19 protein-coding genes and 1 pseudogene are annotated in these 16,316 nt (G+C 60.5%); 17 read left to right on the top strand and 3 right to left on the bottom strand.

What is annotated here, in order from left to right:
• Positions 1-77: 77 nt before the first annotated feature.
• Positions 78-954: pseudogene (locus B0D71_RS13455) on the bottom strand (efflux RND transporter permease subunit); the annotation flags it as partial.
• A gap of 123 nt (positions 955-1,077) precedes the next feature.
• A complete protein-coding gene (locus tag B0D71_RS13450) occupies positions 1,078-1,368 on the bottom strand; it encodes an XRE family transcriptional regulator (RefSeq protein WP_240635697.1) in 291 nt (96 codons plus the stop codon).
• A 712-nt stretch (positions 1,369-2,080) separates the two neighbouring features.
• On the opposite strand from B0D71_RS13450, the gene B0D71_RS13445 reads away from it, so the two are divergent.
• From B0D71_RS13445 to B0D71_RS13405, 9 genes are all read left to right on the top strand, one after another.
• A complete protein-coding gene (locus B0D71_RS13445) occupies positions 2,081-2,818 on the top strand; it encodes a hypothetical protein (protein WP_103395168.1) in 738 nt (245 codons plus the stop codon).
• Between the two features lie 146 nt (positions 2,819-2,964).
• Positions 2,965-3,135, top strand: a complete 171-nt coding sequence (locus B0D71_RS13440) for an AlpA family phage regulatory protein (protein ID WP_177434459.1) — start codon at positions 2,965-2,967, stop codon at positions 3,133-3,135.
• Positions 3,136-3,139: 4 nt separating this feature from the next.
• Positions 3,140-4,018: a ParA family protein gene (locus B0D71_RS13435; protein WP_103395166.1), complete on the top strand. Its 879-nt coding sequence runs from the start codon at positions 3,140-3,142 to the stop codon at positions 4,016-4,018.
• Positions 4,019-4,032: 14 nt separating this feature from the next.
• Complete coding sequence (locus B0D71_RS13430) at positions 4,033-5,571, top strand: ParB family protein (RefSeq protein WP_103395165.1); 1,539 nt, start codon at positions 4,033-4,035, stop codon at positions 5,569-5,571.
• 16 nt (positions 5,572-5,587) lie between these two features.
• Positions 5,588-6,139: a DUF2857 domain-containing protein gene (locus tag B0D71_RS13425; protein ID WP_103395164.1), complete on the top strand. Its 552-nt coding sequence runs from the start codon at positions 5,588-5,590 to the stop codon at positions 6,137-6,139.
• Positions 6,133-7,338, top strand: a complete 1,206-nt coding sequence (locus B0D71_RS13420) for an STY4528 family pathogenicity island replication protein (RefSeq protein ID WP_103395163.1) — start codon at positions 6,133-6,135, stop codon at positions 7,336-7,338. The genes B0D71_RS13425 and B0D71_RS13420 overlap by 7 nt, the downstream gene beginning before the upstream one ends.
• Before the next feature lie 150 nt (positions 7,339-7,488).
• On the top strand, positions 7,489-8,238 hold the full coding sequence (locus B0D71_RS13415; protein ID WP_069557629.1) for a PFL_4669 family integrating conjugative element protein: 750 nt from the start codon (positions 7,489-7,491) through the stop codon (positions 8,236-8,238).
• Positions 8,235-8,735, top strand: a complete 501-nt coding sequence (locus tag B0D71_RS13410) for a DUF3158 family protein (RefSeq protein ID WP_103395162.1) — start codon at positions 8,235-8,237, stop codon at positions 8,733-8,735. Before B0D71_RS13415 ends, B0D71_RS13410 begins: the two co-directional genes overlap by 4 nt.
• A gap of 5 nt (positions 8,736-8,740) precedes the next feature.
• Positions 8,741-9,169, top strand: coding sequence for a single-stranded DNA-binding protein (locus tag B0D71_RS13405; protein WP_069557627.1), 429 nt, complete (start codon positions 8,741-8,743; stop codon positions 9,167-9,169).
• A gap of 93 nt (positions 9,170-9,262) precedes the next feature.
• Here the strand turns inward: B0D71_RS13405 and B0D71_RS13400 are convergent, their stop codons facing one another.
• Positions 9,263-9,490: a hypothetical protein gene (locus tag B0D71_RS13400; protein ID WP_069557626.1), complete on the bottom strand. Its 228-nt coding sequence runs from the start codon at positions 9,488-9,490 to the stop codon at positions 9,263-9,265.
• Between the two features lie 141 nt (positions 9,491-9,631).
• On the opposite strand from B0D71_RS13400, the gene B0D71_RS13395 reads away from it, so the two are divergent.
• The 8 genes from B0D71_RS13395 (at position 9,632) to B0D71_RS13360 (ending at position 16,316) form a co-directional block, all read left to right on the top strand.
• Complete coding sequence (locus tag B0D71_RS13395; RefSeq protein WP_069557625.1) at positions 9,632-9,976, top strand: helix-turn-helix domain-containing protein; 345 nt, start codon at positions 9,632-9,634, stop codon at positions 9,974-9,976.
• A 109-nt stretch (positions 9,977-10,085) separates the two neighbouring features.
• Positions 10,086-12,062, top strand: coding sequence for a DNA topoisomerase III (locus B0D71_RS13390; protein WP_103395161.1), 1,977 nt, complete (start codon positions 10,086-10,088; stop codon positions 12,060-12,062).
• A 759-nt stretch (positions 12,063-12,821) separates the two neighbouring features.
• Positions 12,822-13,349 carry an STY4534 family ICE replication protein gene (locus tag B0D71_RS13385; protein WP_069557623.1) on the top strand — a complete coding sequence of 176 codons (528 nt, stop codon included), beginning with the start codon at positions 12,822-12,824 and terminating at the stop codon, positions 13,347-13,349.
• A 67-nt stretch (positions 13,350-13,416) separates the two neighbouring features.
• Positions 13,417-13,674, top strand: coding sequence for a hypothetical protein (locus B0D71_RS13380; protein WP_069557622.1), 258 nt, complete (start codon positions 13,417-13,419; stop codon positions 13,672-13,674).
• A 66-nt stretch (positions 13,675-13,740) separates the two neighbouring features.
• On the top strand, positions 13,741-14,235 hold the full coding sequence (locus B0D71_RS13375) for a JAB domain-containing protein (protein WP_069557621.1): 495 nt from the start codon (positions 13,741-13,743) through the stop codon (positions 14,233-14,235).
• 359 nt (positions 14,236-14,594) lie between these two features.
• Positions 14,595-14,744: a hypothetical protein gene (locus tag B0D71_RS31820; protein ID WP_240635696.1), complete on the top strand. Its 150-nt coding sequence runs from the start codon at positions 14,595-14,597 to the stop codon at positions 14,742-14,744.
• Positions 14,745-15,141: 397 nt separating this feature from the next.
• Positions 15,142-15,651 (top strand): PFGI-1 class ICE element type IV pilus protein PilL2, encoded by a 510-nt coding sequence (gene pilL2 / locus B0D71_RS13365; protein ID WP_083263087.1) that lies wholly within the window; start codon positions 15,142-15,144, stop codon positions 15,649-15,651.
• Positions 15,648-16,316, top strand: a complete 669-nt coding sequence (locus B0D71_RS13360; protein WP_103395160.1) for a hypothetical protein — start codon at positions 15,648-15,650, stop codon at positions 16,314-16,316. Before pilL2 ends, B0D71_RS13360 begins: the two co-directional genes overlap by 4 nt.

Genomic DNA, 16,316 nt, shown 5'->3' with positions numbered 1-16,316 from the left:
GGGTTGTCATCGCGAACGCATAATCGTTAACTTGATTTGACTTCCACAAACCGTGGTACTTTTTCGAAAATCAGCCATTACAGCACAGGGATTAAACCCAGTGTAACCAGCGTCCCCAGCGCCGGGCCACCCATGATGGTAATCGCCATTCCTTTCCACAGCGGACCGGCGAACAGCATTAGCGGGACAAGACCAATGATGCAGGTCAATTTAGTCATCACAATTGGTCTTAGGCGCATAACAGCGGCCCTCACCACGGCGTCATGAACGGATAAGCCCTCAGCTCGCTCGACATCAATGCGTTCAAGCAAGAGTACCGCGTTGTTGACAATGATGCCCGCAAGCGAAAGCAGCCCAAACGTTGCCATGAAGCCGAACGGATATCCTGTAAGCATCAGGGCGACAGCGACACCTATCAGTACAAACGTCACGCTTGATATGACAATCAGCAGTTTTCGGAACGAGTTGAACCGCCAGACAAACAGCAACATCGTCACTAGCGCATGGGGTAAATATTGAAGAAGGGCTTGATTGGCCGAAGCCGAATCCTCGATCTCACCGCCTAACTCAATTCTGTAGCCACTCGGTAATTCAATCGCCCCCCACTTGAGACGTTAACCGTTCCACAATCGAACTGGCGGTCAACGATAGGTTATGCCCCGTCACAGTGATTGCACGCTCAAGATTGCGCCGCTGAATTCTGGATGCTTCCACCTCCGGTCTCAGCGTTGCGACTGCAGAAAGAGGTAAAGCTGCGCCACCGCCCGAAGGATAGATGAGAGTGCTTTCAAGATCGTTGATCGGCGTATTGGACGTTGCCGGCTCACGAACAATAATCGCAACCGCCGTTTCTCCATCCTGCATGGAGGATGCTTACAAGCCGTCATTTCGTATCTGCAGGGCCCGAGCGATATCCTGGGTACTGACGCCGGCCCTACGAGCCTTGTACTGGTCGCCGAAACCGCGTGGCAAATTTTTGCCTCCCTCTTCTGCTTGGTGTTGCCGAAGCCGACCTGGTGTTGGGTCTGTCGTTCAATATGACTTCGCCGGCAGGCACTGGTGATGCCGGTTTTATCATCACCAATCGCTGCTTGGTTTTTTGCTGGAGCGAGCGGCCCCGGCTTCGTCGGAGGCACCGCGTCGACCGGAGGCACGTCGACGCTTTTTGCCTTCCATGCGCACGATTTGTAGGGGGCTGGGCATCACATCTTCCAACAACGAACTCAGACGCTCCAGCTCGCCAAGGGCCCGCAAAACAGCGATTAGGTTGATCAAGGTGCCTTTACCCTGATTGAGCAACAGGTGCAGGGTCTGACGGCTGATCCCCGCGTTCTCCGCCACCGTTTCGAGGCTGATGTTCCTCTTCAATCGGAGCGTTTGAAGGTGTGCCCCTATTGTGGCTCCAAGAACTTGATCCGATTGGACGCGAAGTCGCATAGCGTCTGCTTTCCTAGACATTAACTGGCATGCTCGCACTTTACGTCAGTAATTCTAGACAGTATAGGAGAGAAACAACCACCTGCTCTCCGCTGCTGCTGAGTCCCGCAGACCGCGGCCACATGACTGACCTGCATCGTGAGGCTCATCGCCTACGCTCAAGTGGCTGACATTAAGAAGCTGCAAATCGCCCTGTGGGCGCTTGGCGTACCGCCTATTGGCTTGCTTTGCCCGCAAACGCCGATAAGGTTTGAGAATCTTGGTTTCTCACACATGTTAAATCGCTGACTTCACCAGCCGAACAACCACGTTGTACAGCTGTAGTAACGCAGGCCGTAGTGCAGTACGAAATCGTCGCTACGCAGTCATTTTGACTCATCCGCGTCGCAATGCGATCGAGGCGCTCAAGCCGGAGTTTGCAATGCCTCTAAGGCAACTGCGTGTTCAATGTTTAGCGCTGTCCTCCTGCCTTACTCCAAAAACTATCGCTAACGCGTCTATTGTGAGCGAACTATCCCCATGTAGAGCTGTCACCATAATTGGATCCAAAATTGATTTTAGGAATCTGGTTCGCTCGACAGAGGCCTAGAGCTATAGCCCCCGCCAGCGAATTTATGACAAATTCAGCAGGAGGCTGTTTACCATGGTCTCGATCAGAAACTCCTACCACCCTATCGATGCCGCGATCCTCTGGTGCGACCTCGCCGACCACCAAGGCGAAATTTTGCAGGTAGATCTCTCTCACCCCGGTAGTCTGCTCAAGCATTTCCCGCAATGGCCCTTTCTTCACGCCTACGCCGAATGTATCTACGACGCTATCTTCTGTGGCGAGTTGTCCGCGACCTACCTTGGACGCCCAATCACTTCTAATGACAAGGCTGAACGTGTCTATTGGTCCATTCGCCATTCTGATCTCCGGGTTTGGTTTGCACGCAATTACCCAGAAGAAAAGCCAGCGTTCCTATTTTCCCAGAATATCGACCATTCCGAATGCGTAAGCCTGACTGCGCATCTGGCCTTGCAAGCGGAGCGAGACGCCGGCGCCCGCGAAATTGAAAAACTACGCCAAGCGCACACGGCAATCGCCGACGAGGCGGCGGCTCTCGCCCTCGACCACCAGGGGCTGTCCGCGCAGCTTGGCGCATTTGAGGTTCCCTCCGAAGCGTCCGCATTCGTGCACTACACGATCATTGGCGCCCTACTGGCGGTCATGCTGGGCAAATCCAGAAGCGGCCAACCGCGGTCGATTTACAAGAATCAGGCTGCAGTTGTCGAGGCCATTACCGAGCAGTTCCCTGGTCTTCCTGGTCTGAGCAAACGCACCCTTGATCGGAAATTTGCCGAAGGTCGCCGTCATTTGGTCCAAGCCCTACAGGTCTAAGAGCGAATTGCCAGGCAATGGGTGCCATTGCCTGGCAATGATTTCTCTCCTCTGCCGGCCTTCACTGAGTGTCACATCCCACCACGCGCCATCCGGCGCTAAGGAGTGACACCGTGCAACCTATCAACCCTGCCGATCGCCACATCATGCGTCGTGATGAGGTCGAACAAAAAACCGGATTCAAACGCTCACACATCTACAACCTGATGAAAGCCGGACTGTTCCCGCAATGCCGCCGCATCGGCACGCGTGCCGTCGGTTGGGACTCACTAGAGATTGAGCAGTGGGTTCAGGATCGCTTGTCGACAGGAGCCTAGCGGCATGAAAGTTCTTTCGTTGATCTCGACCAAGGGTGGCGCCGGCAAGACCACCGTCGCCGCCAATATTGGTGGATTGCTCGCCGACTCAGGCTTGCGGGTGTTGCTGCTGGACCTGGACAGCCAACCGACGCTGTCCAGCTACTTCGCCTTGTGCAAGCCCCGAGAGGCCGGCAGTTACGAACTTATCTCGCAACGGCTCACTGCTCCCGAGCAGGTGATCACTACCACCGTCATTCAACACCTTGAATTGATCGTGTCCAACGACCGTGCCGGGCATATTAACGCCCTGCTGATGCAAGCGGACGATGGCCGCCTTCGACTGCGCAACCTGCTGCCAGCCTTCCAGGATCGCTACGATGTGCTCATCGTCGATACCCAAGGCGCGCGCAGCGTCGTGGTGGAGATGGCCATCCTCGCCTCCGATTGTGCACTTTGCCCAGTCCCGCCGGAAATGCTTGCAGCGCGCGAGCTGAGGCGCGGCACGCTTGGGCTGTTTGAGGAATTGGAGCCGTACCGCTACCTGGGGGTAGCATTGCCGTCAGTGAAGCTGTTGATGAACCAGGTCAATACCAATCGCCGCGATACCCGCTTGATCATGGAGAGCCTGAAAGCATCCTTCAATACCGATCCTCATGTCAGCGTCTGCGCCACGGTGATTCCCGATCGAGTGGCCTATCTCAATGCGGCCTCACTGGGGCTCCCCGTGCACCGCGTCGACTTCGCCCCACCATCCGGTAGCAATAGCCCTTGCGCAGCTGACGTAATGCGCGCTTTGGCGGTCGAGTTGTTTCCAGAGTGGACCGACCAGCTGAGCTCATCGCCTAGGAGCGAGCCTAGCCTAACGTCAACAACTGACAGCCGACTTATCCGTCGCAGTTGATCCGAGGATCTGTGATGAAGCCGCCGACCTCCGAAGAAATCACGCGTCAACTGCAGCAAGTCCATTTCCCGCGGAAGCCGGACCGTGAGGTCACGGCCGCTCCTGTCGGCGACACGCCGATGGTCGTCAGCCTCGAGCAACTGCATCCCTACGAGCTCAATCCGCGTGTCATCCGCAACCCGCTTTATGCAGAGCTCAAAGCCTCGATACGCGAACGCGGCCTGGACCAGCCGCCTTCCATAACGCGTCGCCCAAATGAGCAGCATTTCATCATCCGCAACGGCGGCAACACCCGATTGAGCATCCTCGGTGAGCTATGGCAGGAAACCCGAGAAGAGCGTTTCTTTCGTATCCATTGCCTGTTCCGTCCCTGGCAATCCGAATCACATGCCTTGCTTGGGCACTTGGCCGAGAGCGATTTGCATGGCCAGCTCACGTTCATCGAGCGAGCACTAGCTGTGGCGAAGCTCGAGGAAATGTTTCAAGAGCCTGGCGCCCCCCTGAGCCAACGTGAGCTCTCCGCACGCTTGAACCAAGGTGGGTACCCTGTCTCGCAATCTCATATCAGCCGAATGTTCGATGCGCTCGAGCATCTGCTACCTGCAATTCCACAGGTCCTCTATGCAGGTCTCGGCAAGCCCGCCATCGAGCGGCTCATCACACTGCGGCGCCGAGCGGAGTCGACCTGGAACCAGTATTTTGGTGATGCTCAACAATTCGCTCTGCTGTGGCTAGAGGTGTTGTCGACATTCGACGGTGAAAAATCCGAACTGGATGCGAGTGAGCTGCAGGACGAGCTGATCGCCAAAATGGCAGTGATCCTGAACCAGACACCCCGCCTGCTGGCCCTGGAAATGCACCAGGAACAGCGTGTGCCGCCTCACGCAGCAAACAACGCTCACCCTCTGCCTCAAAGCGTGGAAGACGATCCTCCACACCCGTCACCAGAAAACGTGGACGCCTCCGAAACATCAATCGAGTCGTCTAGTCCCGAGCAACGGCGAAGTGGCGGTGACCCTTCCTCGGCGAAAGAACCCCGCCTTTCCCATATCCGACAGGCGCTGAGTGACGAGCTGCCGGCTGTGAAGCAGCCCGGCGGTGTTCATGACGTTCAGTCACCGGTGAGCTCAGCTACACCACACACCACCGTGCTGGATGGCATCCGTGGCTTGCGCGAGACCTGCGCTGCACTGGCGACCGATCTAGCCAAATATGCCGACGCCAGTGCATTGGTCAGGCCGCAAGCTGACGGCCTGGGCTTCACCCTGTCACTCGAGCACCGCGAGCGGCTCAGCCCGCGATACACCGGCATTCAGCTTCTGCTCTCAGCCCTGCTGCGTTTGCAAGATGACGTGGCCTGGGAACAACGTCAGCAGTTGCCGGCCGCGTTGTTTGGTCAGCTGCTGATCGGGGCCTACGACCTGCCATTTGCCGAACGCCCCTCTCTGACAGTTGGCCTCGAGCGGCTCCCCGATGCCCAGCTGGAGCAACTATTTATGTTGATCCGCCACACCCGGCGGCTGATCGATATGACGCTGTCGCCCACTCGTTAACGTGAGGAACTGCCTCATGACCACGACTTTTAACCTATTGAACCATGCCATGTTGAACCAGGTGTTGTATGAACTGCGCCATGGACGCCTGCAGCGGTGCAGGGCCTTGGGGCTGGCCGATGAAGACATCGAGGTACTGCAGTCGCTGCCACCCACCACCTTGTCCCATCTGGCGCACTCGTCCATAGCCTGGGTGGAGGTCAAAGTCGACACGACGGTGCTGCGACGCCTCATCGCCCAGGCCGAACGGGACGAACAAAACGAGCGGCTGATCAACCGTGCGCTCAAGTTGGGCGCGAGTTCCAGCATCATGTACCGCTGCTTTGGCCTGGATCATTCGGAAACCGCGCTGCGTCGTCGCGTGCTTAAAATCGAGACCCACCGCGGTCGGCCGGTTCAGCTCAGCGAAGCGCAAGAACATGCCGTGTGGAACCGCTGGAGCCAACTGCGGGGAGACGATCCGGACAACGATCCACTGGACGCGATGATGATGCTGGCGGAGGAACAACACATCAGCCTGACCCTGATCTGGCAGCAGATTGAACTGTACGGAGGTGCGCCATGCTGAACTTCTACCAGGTCGACTGGCAGGATGTGGTGCGCCAGTGCTACGACGCGCTCCGGCGACGCTTGGAGTGGCAGGCGTCACAGGCCCAAATGGCTGCCTCCACTGCGGAGGCACCGCTACGGACCATCTACTATGGCGACAATGATCCGTTGCCCCAAGCGTTGCTGCTTGATCGCCGGCTGACGCCGCTGGAGCGCAACACCTGGCAGGTGTTGCGCTGGCTGATCACCGAACGCCGGGTGAAAACGCCTCGCTACCAGGACCTGCAGCCCTACCTGGCCACCAGCCCCTGCGGTTCCCAGGCATCACGTGAAACCATCGCCCGAGCGCTCAACGTACTCCGTACTACCCGCTGGCTCAGCTTGGTCGACCGCTCCCGCGATGCGCAAGGCTGCCTGCGGGGCTGCATTTACGTGCTGCACGGTGACCCGTTGACTCCCGCCGAACAGCTTGAGCTCGACGGCGGCTACACATTGCTGCTCCAGCAGAACCTCACCCACGCCACGAAAGGCGTGCGTGACGTGGCGCAGCATGTGATTGAGGAAATTTACGCAGACCCACAAGTGGCGGCGGTCGATAAGGAGAAACTCGCCTCACCTGCTATGCCAGCTCAGCAGCAATCGCTACCCCTAATCAGCGAAGGTGCGGAAAATTCCGAACCTGGAAAAAGCCACCAGGTTCAAACTGCAGGCGCATCGCCAGCGGATTCCGAACCCTGCAGCAACGCGCCGATTTCGACTGTGATTCGGAATGCCGACGCCGGCCGTACAGTACAAAAAGAGAAAAGCAAAACAAGTACGGTACTGGCGCAGGTGGAGTTCGGCCACGCCCGATGGCCAGAAGACCTACCATTAAGCCCAACCGAGCGACGCATGGCCATCCAGGCGATGCGCCAGCTCGAACCTGAACAGCAACAAGCAGTGATCAACGAAGCGTCGGTGCGGTGCGCCCGCGGCGAGATCCGCAAACCGGTTGCCTACCTGATGGGCTTGATCAAGCGCGCATGCCAAGGGGAATTTACCTTGTGGGCGGCCCGTGCCGAGACGACTACACCAGTGACCACGTCCCACCGCGATCCGAAGGTGGAACCGCCCTGCGAGCGTCCACGGCGTAGCGGCGAACGCACGGCCTCTCCACTCGCCTTGGCCTGCCTGGAGGAACTGAAGCAACGTTGTCGCGGCATAGGCGCAGCGCCTTAAGACTGGACGTCAGCGGAATCAATGCCGGTGCCATCAAATCCAGGGAAATCCACTGCCTGTAAATGCGAGTGAACCACCTTCGCGTTGATCCGCGCCGTGCCTCACTGAACAGCCCATTGTCTGCGTCATTCCGACGGCGAGGTACTGGCGATGGTCGATCACTATCAGCTCAACCTGGGCTCCCTGCGCAGCAGCATCACCCTCACGCTGCACACCCATCATGCCGCGCGGTTGTGGCAAGGCCGCATGGCCCGCGAAGGTGTGCACCCCATCATGGGCATGGCCGGCTACATCAGCGTCACCAACCTGCTCAAGCACGCGAGCAGCCAGGACGACCCATTCGCTGACTGGTTCATGCTCCAGCTGGAAGACAAGCTGCTGCAGGCCAAGGCCGAAATGCTTACATTGACCAGCCAGATCAGCCAGGTGGAACGCGACCTGCCCACCCAAGTCGATGTCGGCGACAACCTCAACATCCATCCAGTCACTCTGCCGCTGTTCATCGGCAGCCAGCTCGGCTTTCTCGCGGTCTACCTGCTGACCGACTACGACACCTTGGTGCGCCGCGTGCTGCTCGCCCATCACACCGCCTTGATCGGCCGCAGCGACATGGAGGTCTGGATCGATCGTGGCGCCCATCTGCTGCGCAGCCTGTTCGGTTTAGCGCAGCGTTACCGCCTGGCCGGGGTCAGCCGGGATGACATGGCCGCGAACAACGCCCGCGCCCGCGAGGCCATTGACAAGTTCGGCACGCCACCGCGAAACATTCTCGAGGGCAGCCGCCGCTCCCAATTTGCCCCACCCATCGCGCGCGGCTCCACGGCCTCGATTCGCGATGAGCCGGATCAGGCAGAGGCTCAGCCCGCACAGGACGTTCCGTCTGAAGGGGGTGAAGCATGACCTTGGCCGAGGCAATCGCCCGGCGTTTGTCAGCGGATGCCTATCGCGAGTTCGAACAAGGTGCCTCCCTAAAAGGCCTTTTAAAGCCTTTTAAGGGTAAGGGGGATCTGCAGCAGTTCGCCGAGACGATCCTGCGCCTGCGCGCCCGGGTCGCCGGACTGATGGGGGTGATGCTGACCATCATGGCGCAGTCTCCCTTCTCGCTGCTGGACCTGCGATTGGTCGTCCAGCACAGCGCCTCCGGAACCGATTTCCTGCGCTGGCGCAGCTCGGACTTCCAGCGCATGGGGGTACAGGTGTGGCAGCAAGCGATGGCGCTTCCGCATCTGGCGCCTTCGCTGCGGGAGGCGCTGTACCAACTGGAGGTCAACCGCGTCACCCTGAACCTGCAGATGAGTAGCCTGCAGTCACTGTATCGCCAGGCCGAAACCGGCGTCAGCAAGCTGCACGCCGCCGAGACCCTCTTCGATCTATCCCGTTCCCCCACCGAGGAGTAGCAAGCATGAGCACGTTTTTTGTTGGTGAAGGCAACATCGGCAGCGCCCCGGAGTTTCAGGAGTTCAACAACCCCCCGGATGAACCGCGACGCCTGTTGCGGCTGAATGTCTATTTCGACAATCCGGTACCGCGCGAAGGCGGCTACGAGGATCGCGGCGGCTACTGGGCCCCCGTCGAGCTCTGGCACCGGGACGCCGAGCACTGGAGCACCCTGTACCAGAAAGGCATGCGCATCCTGGTCGAGGGCCGGACGGTCAAGGATGAATGGGAGGACAGCGAGGACAACGCGCGGGTGACGTTCAAGGTGGAGGCCCGACGCATCGGCATCCTGCCCCACCGTCTGGCCTCGGTGTCCATGCGCGAAAAGGCCAATGAAAGCAGCGGCTCCGGACGCAAGGGGGCTAGCAAGAAGACCCCACGCAAGACCGGCTAAGCGGGTGGTCCTCAGAGGAATCACGGCCTGCAGCGAGATACCCCTGAGGACTCGCTGCCCGCTCGGCGCGCAACGCTGGATACTGCAGGTGGTTCAATGCCGCCGGGGCTCTCCCCGCTGATCAGCATCCAGCAGCTGCGTCACCTCAGCCAGGTACTGGTCCAGAGCAAGAAATGCCCGCCAGTGCGCCTGGCTTTCCTGAACCCATGCGATCAACCTCGCGCGCGCCTTCGGATTGTCCGGTTCCAGGTGGGTTGCCATGAACAACTCGTAGGCCTTGAGCGCTAACGCATCTGCCTCACGCTCGTTAGATCCGTCCAAGCCGTAACCTCCGTTTTGACAGGTGGGTTATCACACTCAATTTGAGTGATACGCCTCATAGGGTTGCTAGTCAACCTTACAAGGCGTTCATATATTCGGGTTGCTGGTCAACCATACGGGTCGAATTGGAGAGCGCCCCCGTTGCCAGTCAAAGAGCCTAGCCCACAACACATCGGTCGCCAGTTGGCGAAATATCGCCGCGCACGTGGTTTGACCCAAGAGCAAGTCGGCGAGTGTCTGGAAATCGGCGCCGAAGCCGTATCGCGCTTTGAACGCGGCGTGGTCGAACTGACCGTCAACAAGCTGCTGCAATTGGCCGATATGTACGGCTGTCCCGCCGATGAGCTGCTGCTAGCCATCAGTCCTCGCCCCCAGGACCAAGGCCAGAGAATTGCGTCCCTGATCAACGAGCTTGGCGAAGCAGATAAAAAGTTTGCCTTGGAGTTTCTGCAAACGCTGGCCGCTCACCTCGCGCGAAGGAAGTAACCTTTCACCGCCATTGAACCGCCGATATGATCTCGGCGCATTCAGGTTTTCGCTGGTTCTCTCACGCCACACCGCCACCCTATCGGTACCTCACCGAGAGGGCCGATGTATGCGCCTGTTTATTTGCGAAAAACCATCTCAAGCCCGCGACATCGCCCGTGTGCTGCAGGCCACCCGGCGTGGCGATGGCTGTTTGCAAGGCCAGGGGGCCACCGTCACCTGGTGCGTGGGCCATCTGCTAGAAACAGCACCACCTGAGGCTTATGGTAATTACAAACGTTGGTCGCTGGAGGACCTGCCGATCATCCCCGCCCATTGGCAGTTGGTGGTCAAACCCAAGGTCGCCAGCCAGCTGAAGGTCATCCAGCAACTGCTGCGTTCCTGCTCCGAGGTGGTCATCGCCACGGACGCCGACCGTGAAGGCGAGATGATCGCCCGGGAAATCCTTGAGCGCTGCCAGTACCAGGGACCGACTCTGCGCCTGTGGCTCTCCGCCCTCGACGATGCCTCGATTCGCCGCGCACTGGGCAAGCTGCGCCCAGGTGAGCAGACCTTGCCGCTGTACCACTGCGCCTTGGCACGCTCACGCGCGGACTGGCTGGTGGGTATCAACCTGAGCCGGCTCTTCACCCTGCTCGGGCGCCGCGCCGGCTTCGACGGCCTGCTGCCGGTGGGGCGTGTGCAAACGCCGACGCTACGCCTGGTGGTCCAGCGCGATCGAGCGATAGCGGGCTTTGAGCCTCAGTCGTTCTGGACCGTCGATGCGCAGCTGGAGGCGGACGGGACGCTCTTTCAGGCGCGCTGGCAGCCACCGACCGCAGCCTGTGACGAAGCCGGTCACTGCATTCACGAAGCGGTCGCACAGAGCGCGGCGCGGCGCTTGAGCCAACTCGGGACTGCCCAGATCCGCCGCATCGAGGTCGAGCACGTGCGCGAAGGCCCGCCGCTGTCGTTCGATCTGGGCACGCTGCAGGAGATCTGCTCGGCTAAGCTTGGCCTCGGAGCCCAGGAAACCTTGGCGGTGGCCCAAGCCCTGTATGAAACCCATAAGGCAACGACCTACCCACGCACCGACTGCGGCTACCTGCCGGAAAGCATGCTGGATGAGGTGCCGCGCGTACTCCACGCCCTGGCGGCGGCCGCTCCATCACTCGGACAATGGCTGACGGAGGCTGACCCCAGCCGACGCTCCCGGGCTTGGAACAGCAGCAAGATCACCGCCCACCACGGCATCATCCCCACGGCTGTGACGCTAGATCTGACTCAGCTCTCTGAGCGCGAGCGAGCGGTTTACACACTGATTCGCGCCCGTTACCTCGCACAATTTCTGCCCGACCATGAGTACCTGAAAACCCAGGTGGTGTTGCACAGTGACGAAGATCAGTTACTGGCGCGCGGCAAGCAAATCCTGGCACGCGGCTGGAAGGCGGTGATCGACGAGGCCGATGGCAACGAACCTGTAGAGCAAACCCAACACTTGCCCACATTGCGCGAGTCGGCAGCGGTGGCATTGACCGACACCACGGTCAACGCGCAGCGCACACAGCCCCCCAAGCCCTACACAGAAGGCACACTGGTCAAGGCCATGAAAACCATCGCCAACCAGGTGGATGACTCACGACTCAAACAGAAACTCAAGGACAGCTGCGGCCTCGGGACCGAGGCCACCCGAGCGGCGATCATCCAGGGCCTGATCGATCACGGGTACCTGACCAAGAGAAAACGCAGCCTGGTCGCCTCGGCGGCAGCACACACCTTGATCGAGGCCGTGCCAGCGGAGGTCGCCGATCCGGCGTTGACCGCACTCTGGGAGCAGGCGCTTGATCGTATTGAGACGGGACAGCTGAGCGTCGAAACCTTCCTCGCCAGGCAGGCGGAATGGCTGACCCGGCTGGTGCGTGGCCACGCCTCGCTCACCTTGCAGCCACCGGCTACCAAAGGCCCGCGCTGCCCCGTGTGCCGCAGCGCCATGCGCCAGCGCAAAGGCCGCACCGGCAGCTTCTGGTCGTGCACCCGCTATCCGGAGTGCAAGGGCACCAAGCCGGTCGCCAAACCCAAGCGCACCAAGCAGCCAGGCGCCTTCTGAGCGGGCATGTGTGACTTGACGGCGTACGGCAGCACTGGTGTAGTGATCAGGTCCGTCGCCGCTTGGCGACCCCAGACCGATTCGCTCCGGGCAGCTCGGTCAGACTCGAAGAGTTCGGAGCCGCATTTCACTTTTTCTTCGGATTTCTCCCCAGCGTTTCAGGTCCCCAAGGTGGATGACCCGTGCGGCTTGTGTCAGGTCTCAGGGGTCATCCGCTTCGGCGACGATGCTCAGCACCGGTGCCCGCCGGCGAAACACTGGGCACCTTTTGTGCGCGGATGCGCGCCAGTTGATTTCGGCCCAGGCCACGACAAGGGTCGGTTGATCCAGGTGGATCGACAGCGGAGGTTTTGCGATGGACTCCGGTGTCACGTTACCGGGTCAAGGGTGGTCTAGCTCTTCCTAGCCTGATGACCGTCGGGCTATTTTTTCGTCACCCAGAATCCATTGAGTGCCACCCACTTCCGCCCGTCCAAGCCTCCCCCAATCGACTGTTGACGAGTCGTTGGCGCCGTTTTATAGATGAACTGCACACCGCTGTCGTTGACAGCGTCCAGGTAGCTGGAACCTTTAAGGCTACGCCCGTTTCGGGTGGTTCTCCCCCAGTGCGATCAGCGCTCGGCAGCTCGCACGGTCACCGAACTTTCGGTGATGAGCGCCCTTCTACCGATCACGCTTTCTTTGCACCTCCACCTTGCGGAACTCACCAGCCGCCAGGGCCGGTGGATATCCGCGTTTCTGCTGAACAGGAGATCCACCATGACCACTGCAAGCAATAATGCTCCCACCACCTACTTCAACCTGCACACCCAAGGCATTGGTTACTTAAACCGCGTTCGCGAAGTCCCTGTACGTCGCGGGCAACCGTTCATGGCCTGTGACATTGCCGCCTTACACGGTGCCTCGGACGACGTCGAGTACACGCGCTTCGACTGCAAGGTCTCCAGCGGTGAAGCCGAACGGCTGATTCGTGAACACCTGGAAGACGTCCGTGCTGAACGTAAGGTCCTGATCGCGTTTCGCATTGGCGACCTTTGGGTTGACCCCTTTCTTTACGAAAAAGGCGAGCGTAAAGGCCAACCCGGTGCCAGCCTCAAAGGCCGGCTGATCTTCATCGAGTGGATCAAGGTCGATGGCCAGTTCAGCTACCGAGCACCTGCTCGCACCGACTCCCCCGCCGCTATCGACGCTGCAGCGGAATCGGACCAAGCCGACACCGTCGCCGAACAGCACCAACCCGCCTCTGCCCCCGCGCGCAATTCCACCGCAGCACGTCAGTCTGCCTGAGGCACATTGACCGCCACCAACAGGCGCTCCCACGAGCGCCTGTTATCCACTCACGTCGGAGGCCGTCATGGAAAGTTTCTGGCTCTGCGAGGAATGCCTGCAAGCGGTCGCGCATGACGATTTCAGCGCGCTTTCGCTGTACTACAGCGAGGCTGAAATCGAGCAACGCATCGCGCACCTGCGCACCGAACTGCAGGCCCTGATGCCACTGAGCGCCGATTTCGATCTGCAGAACGGCGCCGGCATCGAGTCCTTTTCCACCCGAGCGTGCGAGGGATGCCAAAGCCCGCTACACGGTGCGCGTCATCGCTTCACGCGTCTGTGAATCCTGCACTTCACCAGCCTGGGGCACTCCCCCAGGGGGCGCTCCATCTCCTACGAGGAATTGCCCATGAACATTGCCCTGAACCTGGTCGACGCGCTCGACCCGGCATTGGCCCAACGCGCCCATGAGGATGCACTGATCACCGAAGCCCTGCAGTTGCTGGATCAACGTTACTTCCAGCGCGGCGAACTGCTGTTGACCCCCTCCGACGCTGCAGCCTACCTGAAACTGCGGCTCGCCCCTTACCAACACGAGGTGTTCGCGCTGCTTTGCCTGGACTCACGCCATCGCGTGCTCAGCTTTGACGAACTGTTCACCGGCAGCATCGACGGCGCCTCCGTCTATCCACGCGAGGTCGTGATCAAGGCGCTGGAGCACAACGCCGCCGCCGTGATCTTCTGTCATAACCACCCTTCCGGTTGCCCGGAACCGAGCCCCGCCGACCGGGTACTCACCAAACGCCTGACCGAGGCCCTGGCCCTGGTTGAGGTGCGCGTCCTGGACCACATCATCGTCGGCTCAGGCACCCCGCTTTCGCTCGCCGAAAATGGCTGGATCTGACAGCCCACTCCCTCCCAGGAGGTCACCGCCAGTTCGGGGTGGCCTCTGCGCCTCTTGAGAACCATCATGCCCCCATCCTTTCGCAATCCCTTCCTTCGCGGTTTCCGCGACCTGAGCTACGAACGCGTCGTCCAAATCAGCTAGGCCGACAATTGTCCACCCTGCTACCGCCCTCTGCACCCGGCGCAAATCCAACTGCCCAATGAGGGCATCAATTCCAACCCTGCCTGTTCGATGACAACTGCGCGGTCATCACCGACGGCCGAAGCGTGCCCAGATTTGTCCGCATGCGCTGCCTGGGCGCCGGCCTGGGGAGTAGCGTGATCTAACAGACCATCGGCCATCAACTTGGATGCCCGATGCATCTTGGTGACCTCCCCAGCGAAGAGGCAGCACGGACCCTGATCGACTTGTTGGCCTTTTCCACGGGGCACTACAGCCGCAGTTGGGAGATCAGCTCTGCCCACCTGCCAACGACGGAATTCGAGTACCTGCAAGAGCGCGCTTGACACCCTTCACCGACAGGCTTCTTCGAGTGCTTCGAACTCAGCAGCCATGCCGTGGGGTGCAAGCTGTACTCGACCTCCTGGAGCATGGAGGCCGAAGGGCACTGCGGCTGCAGCGCCAGCGAAGTCAGCACCCGCATGCGCGATGACGATGTCCCGCCCGTGTTGTACAGCTGTTGCTGCTGGCAGGTCACGCCGACACCCGCTTGCTGATCTTTGACCCCGACGCAGCGCCACTCCCGGAGTTGTCCCAATTCACTGAAGACTGACCCAAGGCGCCCCACAGGGCGCCTTTTTCATGAGTGCTTCTCGGTAATCCGGACGGCCAGATTCGGTTTTTCGGTAGGAGCGCGGCTCGCACTTTCGCCAAGGTATCGGCAACTTCTGTCGAGACCCGGACATGCATACCCCCACACTCTCCACCCTCGGACTGATGATCGCGCTGGCCGGCTGCAACACGTCGCCACCGGCGCCCGCCCCAGCAGCGCCATCAATATCGCCGGCCTCACTGCAGAAGCAGAAACCCACGCTACCTTTATGGGTCCGCCAGGACCGATACACCCTGGCTAATACACAGCCGACCCTGGAGCAGCGCCAGCCGTTGTATCAGCTCATTAACGTGCAGATCGCGCCTGCTCTGCACGCGAATGTCGGGGAGGCACTGCGTCACGTGCTGCAACGGTCGGGTTACTCACTCTGCCCCGACAGCGCAGCGGTAGATCGGTTGTTCAGCCGCCCACTACCCGCCGTGCACCACCAACTCGGACCGATTTCGCTGCTGGACGCCTTGACCATCATCGGCGGTCCCGCCTGGAGGATCAACATCGATCCGGTCGACCGGACCGTCTGCTACACCCTCCGCTCGCCACAGCCCAAACCGCCACTCTCGACATCGGAGATTGCGCCATGAAGGTCGACCGTTTTCAGGCCCTAGTGATCGGCGGCCTATGCCTTGGCGCCGCCGTGCTGGCTGGCGAAACGTACAACCAACACCAGCAACTGGCCGAGCTCCAGGCCGCAGCCCGCGCTGCCCCCGCCGACCCGGCGCCCGCCTTGCGGCGCGACATCGATGCGCTCGGCAATACCCTCGCGACACTGCAACCGCAGGTGGCGGCGCTGGGAGACGCGCAAGGTCAGCACGCTTCGGCGCAGACGACGATCAGCCAGCAGTTGGATGAGATGGCCGTGTCGCTTAAGGCCGTTCAAGCGGCACCGAGTGGGCCGAGCAGCGCCGACTTCAGTGCACTGGAACAGAGGCTTGGCAGGACAGAAGTTGCGCTTGAGACCCTGTCGGCACGAGCCTCCGTGCCAGCGGCCGACACACGACCGGCGGCGCCCGTGGGCCAGAAAGCCAAGGCCAAAGCCCCGGCGCCGCCGTTAACCCTGCTGGGTATCGAGACCCGAGGCGTGGTGAGGTTCGTTGCCGCCCTGCCCACCGGTGCCCACTCGCTGTCGACCGTGCACCTGCTGCAGCCCGGCGACAGCCTGAACGGTTGGCAGCTGCGCACGATCCGCGAGGACGAGGCCGTGTTCCACGTCCCCGGCCATGGCGATCGCACACTGCCCCTGCCGTGA

Origin of the sequence: Pseudomonas laurylsulfativorans (assembly GCF_002906155.1) — a bacterium.
Classification (GTDB): Bacteria; Pseudomonadota; Gammaproteobacteria; order Pseudomonadales; family Pseudomonadaceae; genus Aquipseudomonas; species Aquipseudomonas laurylsulfativorans.
This window is presented reverse-complemented; position numbering and strand designations above follow the sequence as displayed.

Excerpts from the sequence above, each read along its gene's own strand:
- B0D71_RS13445 (WP_103395168.1), top strand. The coding sequence starts at position 2,081 with ATGGTCTCGATCAGAAACTCCTACCACCCTATCGATGCCGCGATCCTC.
- B0D71_RS13440 (WP_177434459.1), top strand. The coding sequence starts at position 2,965 with ATGCGTCGTGATGAGGTCGAACAAAAAACCGGATTCAAACGCTCACAC.
- B0D71_RS13435 (WP_103395166.1), top strand. The coding sequence starts at position 3,140 with ATGAAAGTTCTTTCGTTGATCTCGACCAAGGGTGGCGCCGGCAAGACC.
- B0D71_RS13430 (WP_103395165.1), top strand. The coding sequence starts at position 4,033 with ATGAAGCCGCCGACCTCCGAAGAAATCACGCGTCAACTGCAGCAAGTC.
- B0D71_RS13425 (WP_103395164.1), top strand. The coding sequence starts at position 5,588 with ATGACCACGACTTTTAACCTATTGAACCATGCCATGTTGAACCAGGTG.
- B0D71_RS13420 (WP_103395163.1), top strand. The coding sequence starts at position 6,133 with ATGCTGAACTTCTACCAGGTCGACTGGCAGGATGTGGTGCGCCAGTGC.
- B0D71_RS13415 (WP_069557629.1), top strand. The coding sequence starts at position 7,489 with ATGGTCGATCACTATCAGCTCAACCTGGGCTCCCTGCGCAGCAGCATC.
- B0D71_RS13410 (WP_103395162.1), top strand. The coding sequence starts at position 8,235 with ATGACCTTGGCCGAGGCAATCGCCCGGCGTTTGTCAGCGGATGCCTAT.
- B0D71_RS13405 (WP_069557627.1), top strand. The coding sequence starts at position 8,741 with ATGAGCACGTTTTTTGTTGGTGAAGGCAACATCGGCAGCGCCCCGGAG.
- B0D71_RS13390 (WP_103395161.1), top strand. The coding sequence starts at position 10,086 with ATGCGCCTGTTTATTTGCGAAAAACCATCTCAAGCCCGCGACATCGCC.
- B0D71_RS13385 (WP_069557623.1), top strand. The coding sequence starts at position 12,822 with ATGACCACTGCAAGCAATAATGCTCCCACCACCTACTTCAACCTGCAC.
- B0D71_RS13380 (WP_069557622.1), top strand. The coding sequence starts at position 13,417 with ATGGAAAGTTTCTGGCTCTGCGAGGAATGCCTGCAAGCGGTCGCGCAT.
- B0D71_RS13375 (WP_069557621.1), top strand. The coding sequence starts at position 13,741 with ATGAACATTGCCCTGAACCTGGTCGACGCGCTCGACCCGGCATTGGCC.
- B0D71_RS31820 (WP_240635696.1), top strand. The coding sequence starts at position 14,595 with ATGCATCTTGGTGACCTCCCCAGCGAAGAGGCAGCACGGACCCTGATC.
- pilL2 (WP_083263087.1), top strand. The coding sequence starts at position 15,142 with ATGCATACCCCCACACTCTCCACCCTCGGACTGATGATCGCGCTGGCC.
- B0D71_RS13360 (WP_103395160.1), top strand. The coding sequence starts at position 15,648 with ATGAAGGTCGACCGTTTTCAGGCCCTAGTGATCGGCGGCCTATGCCTT.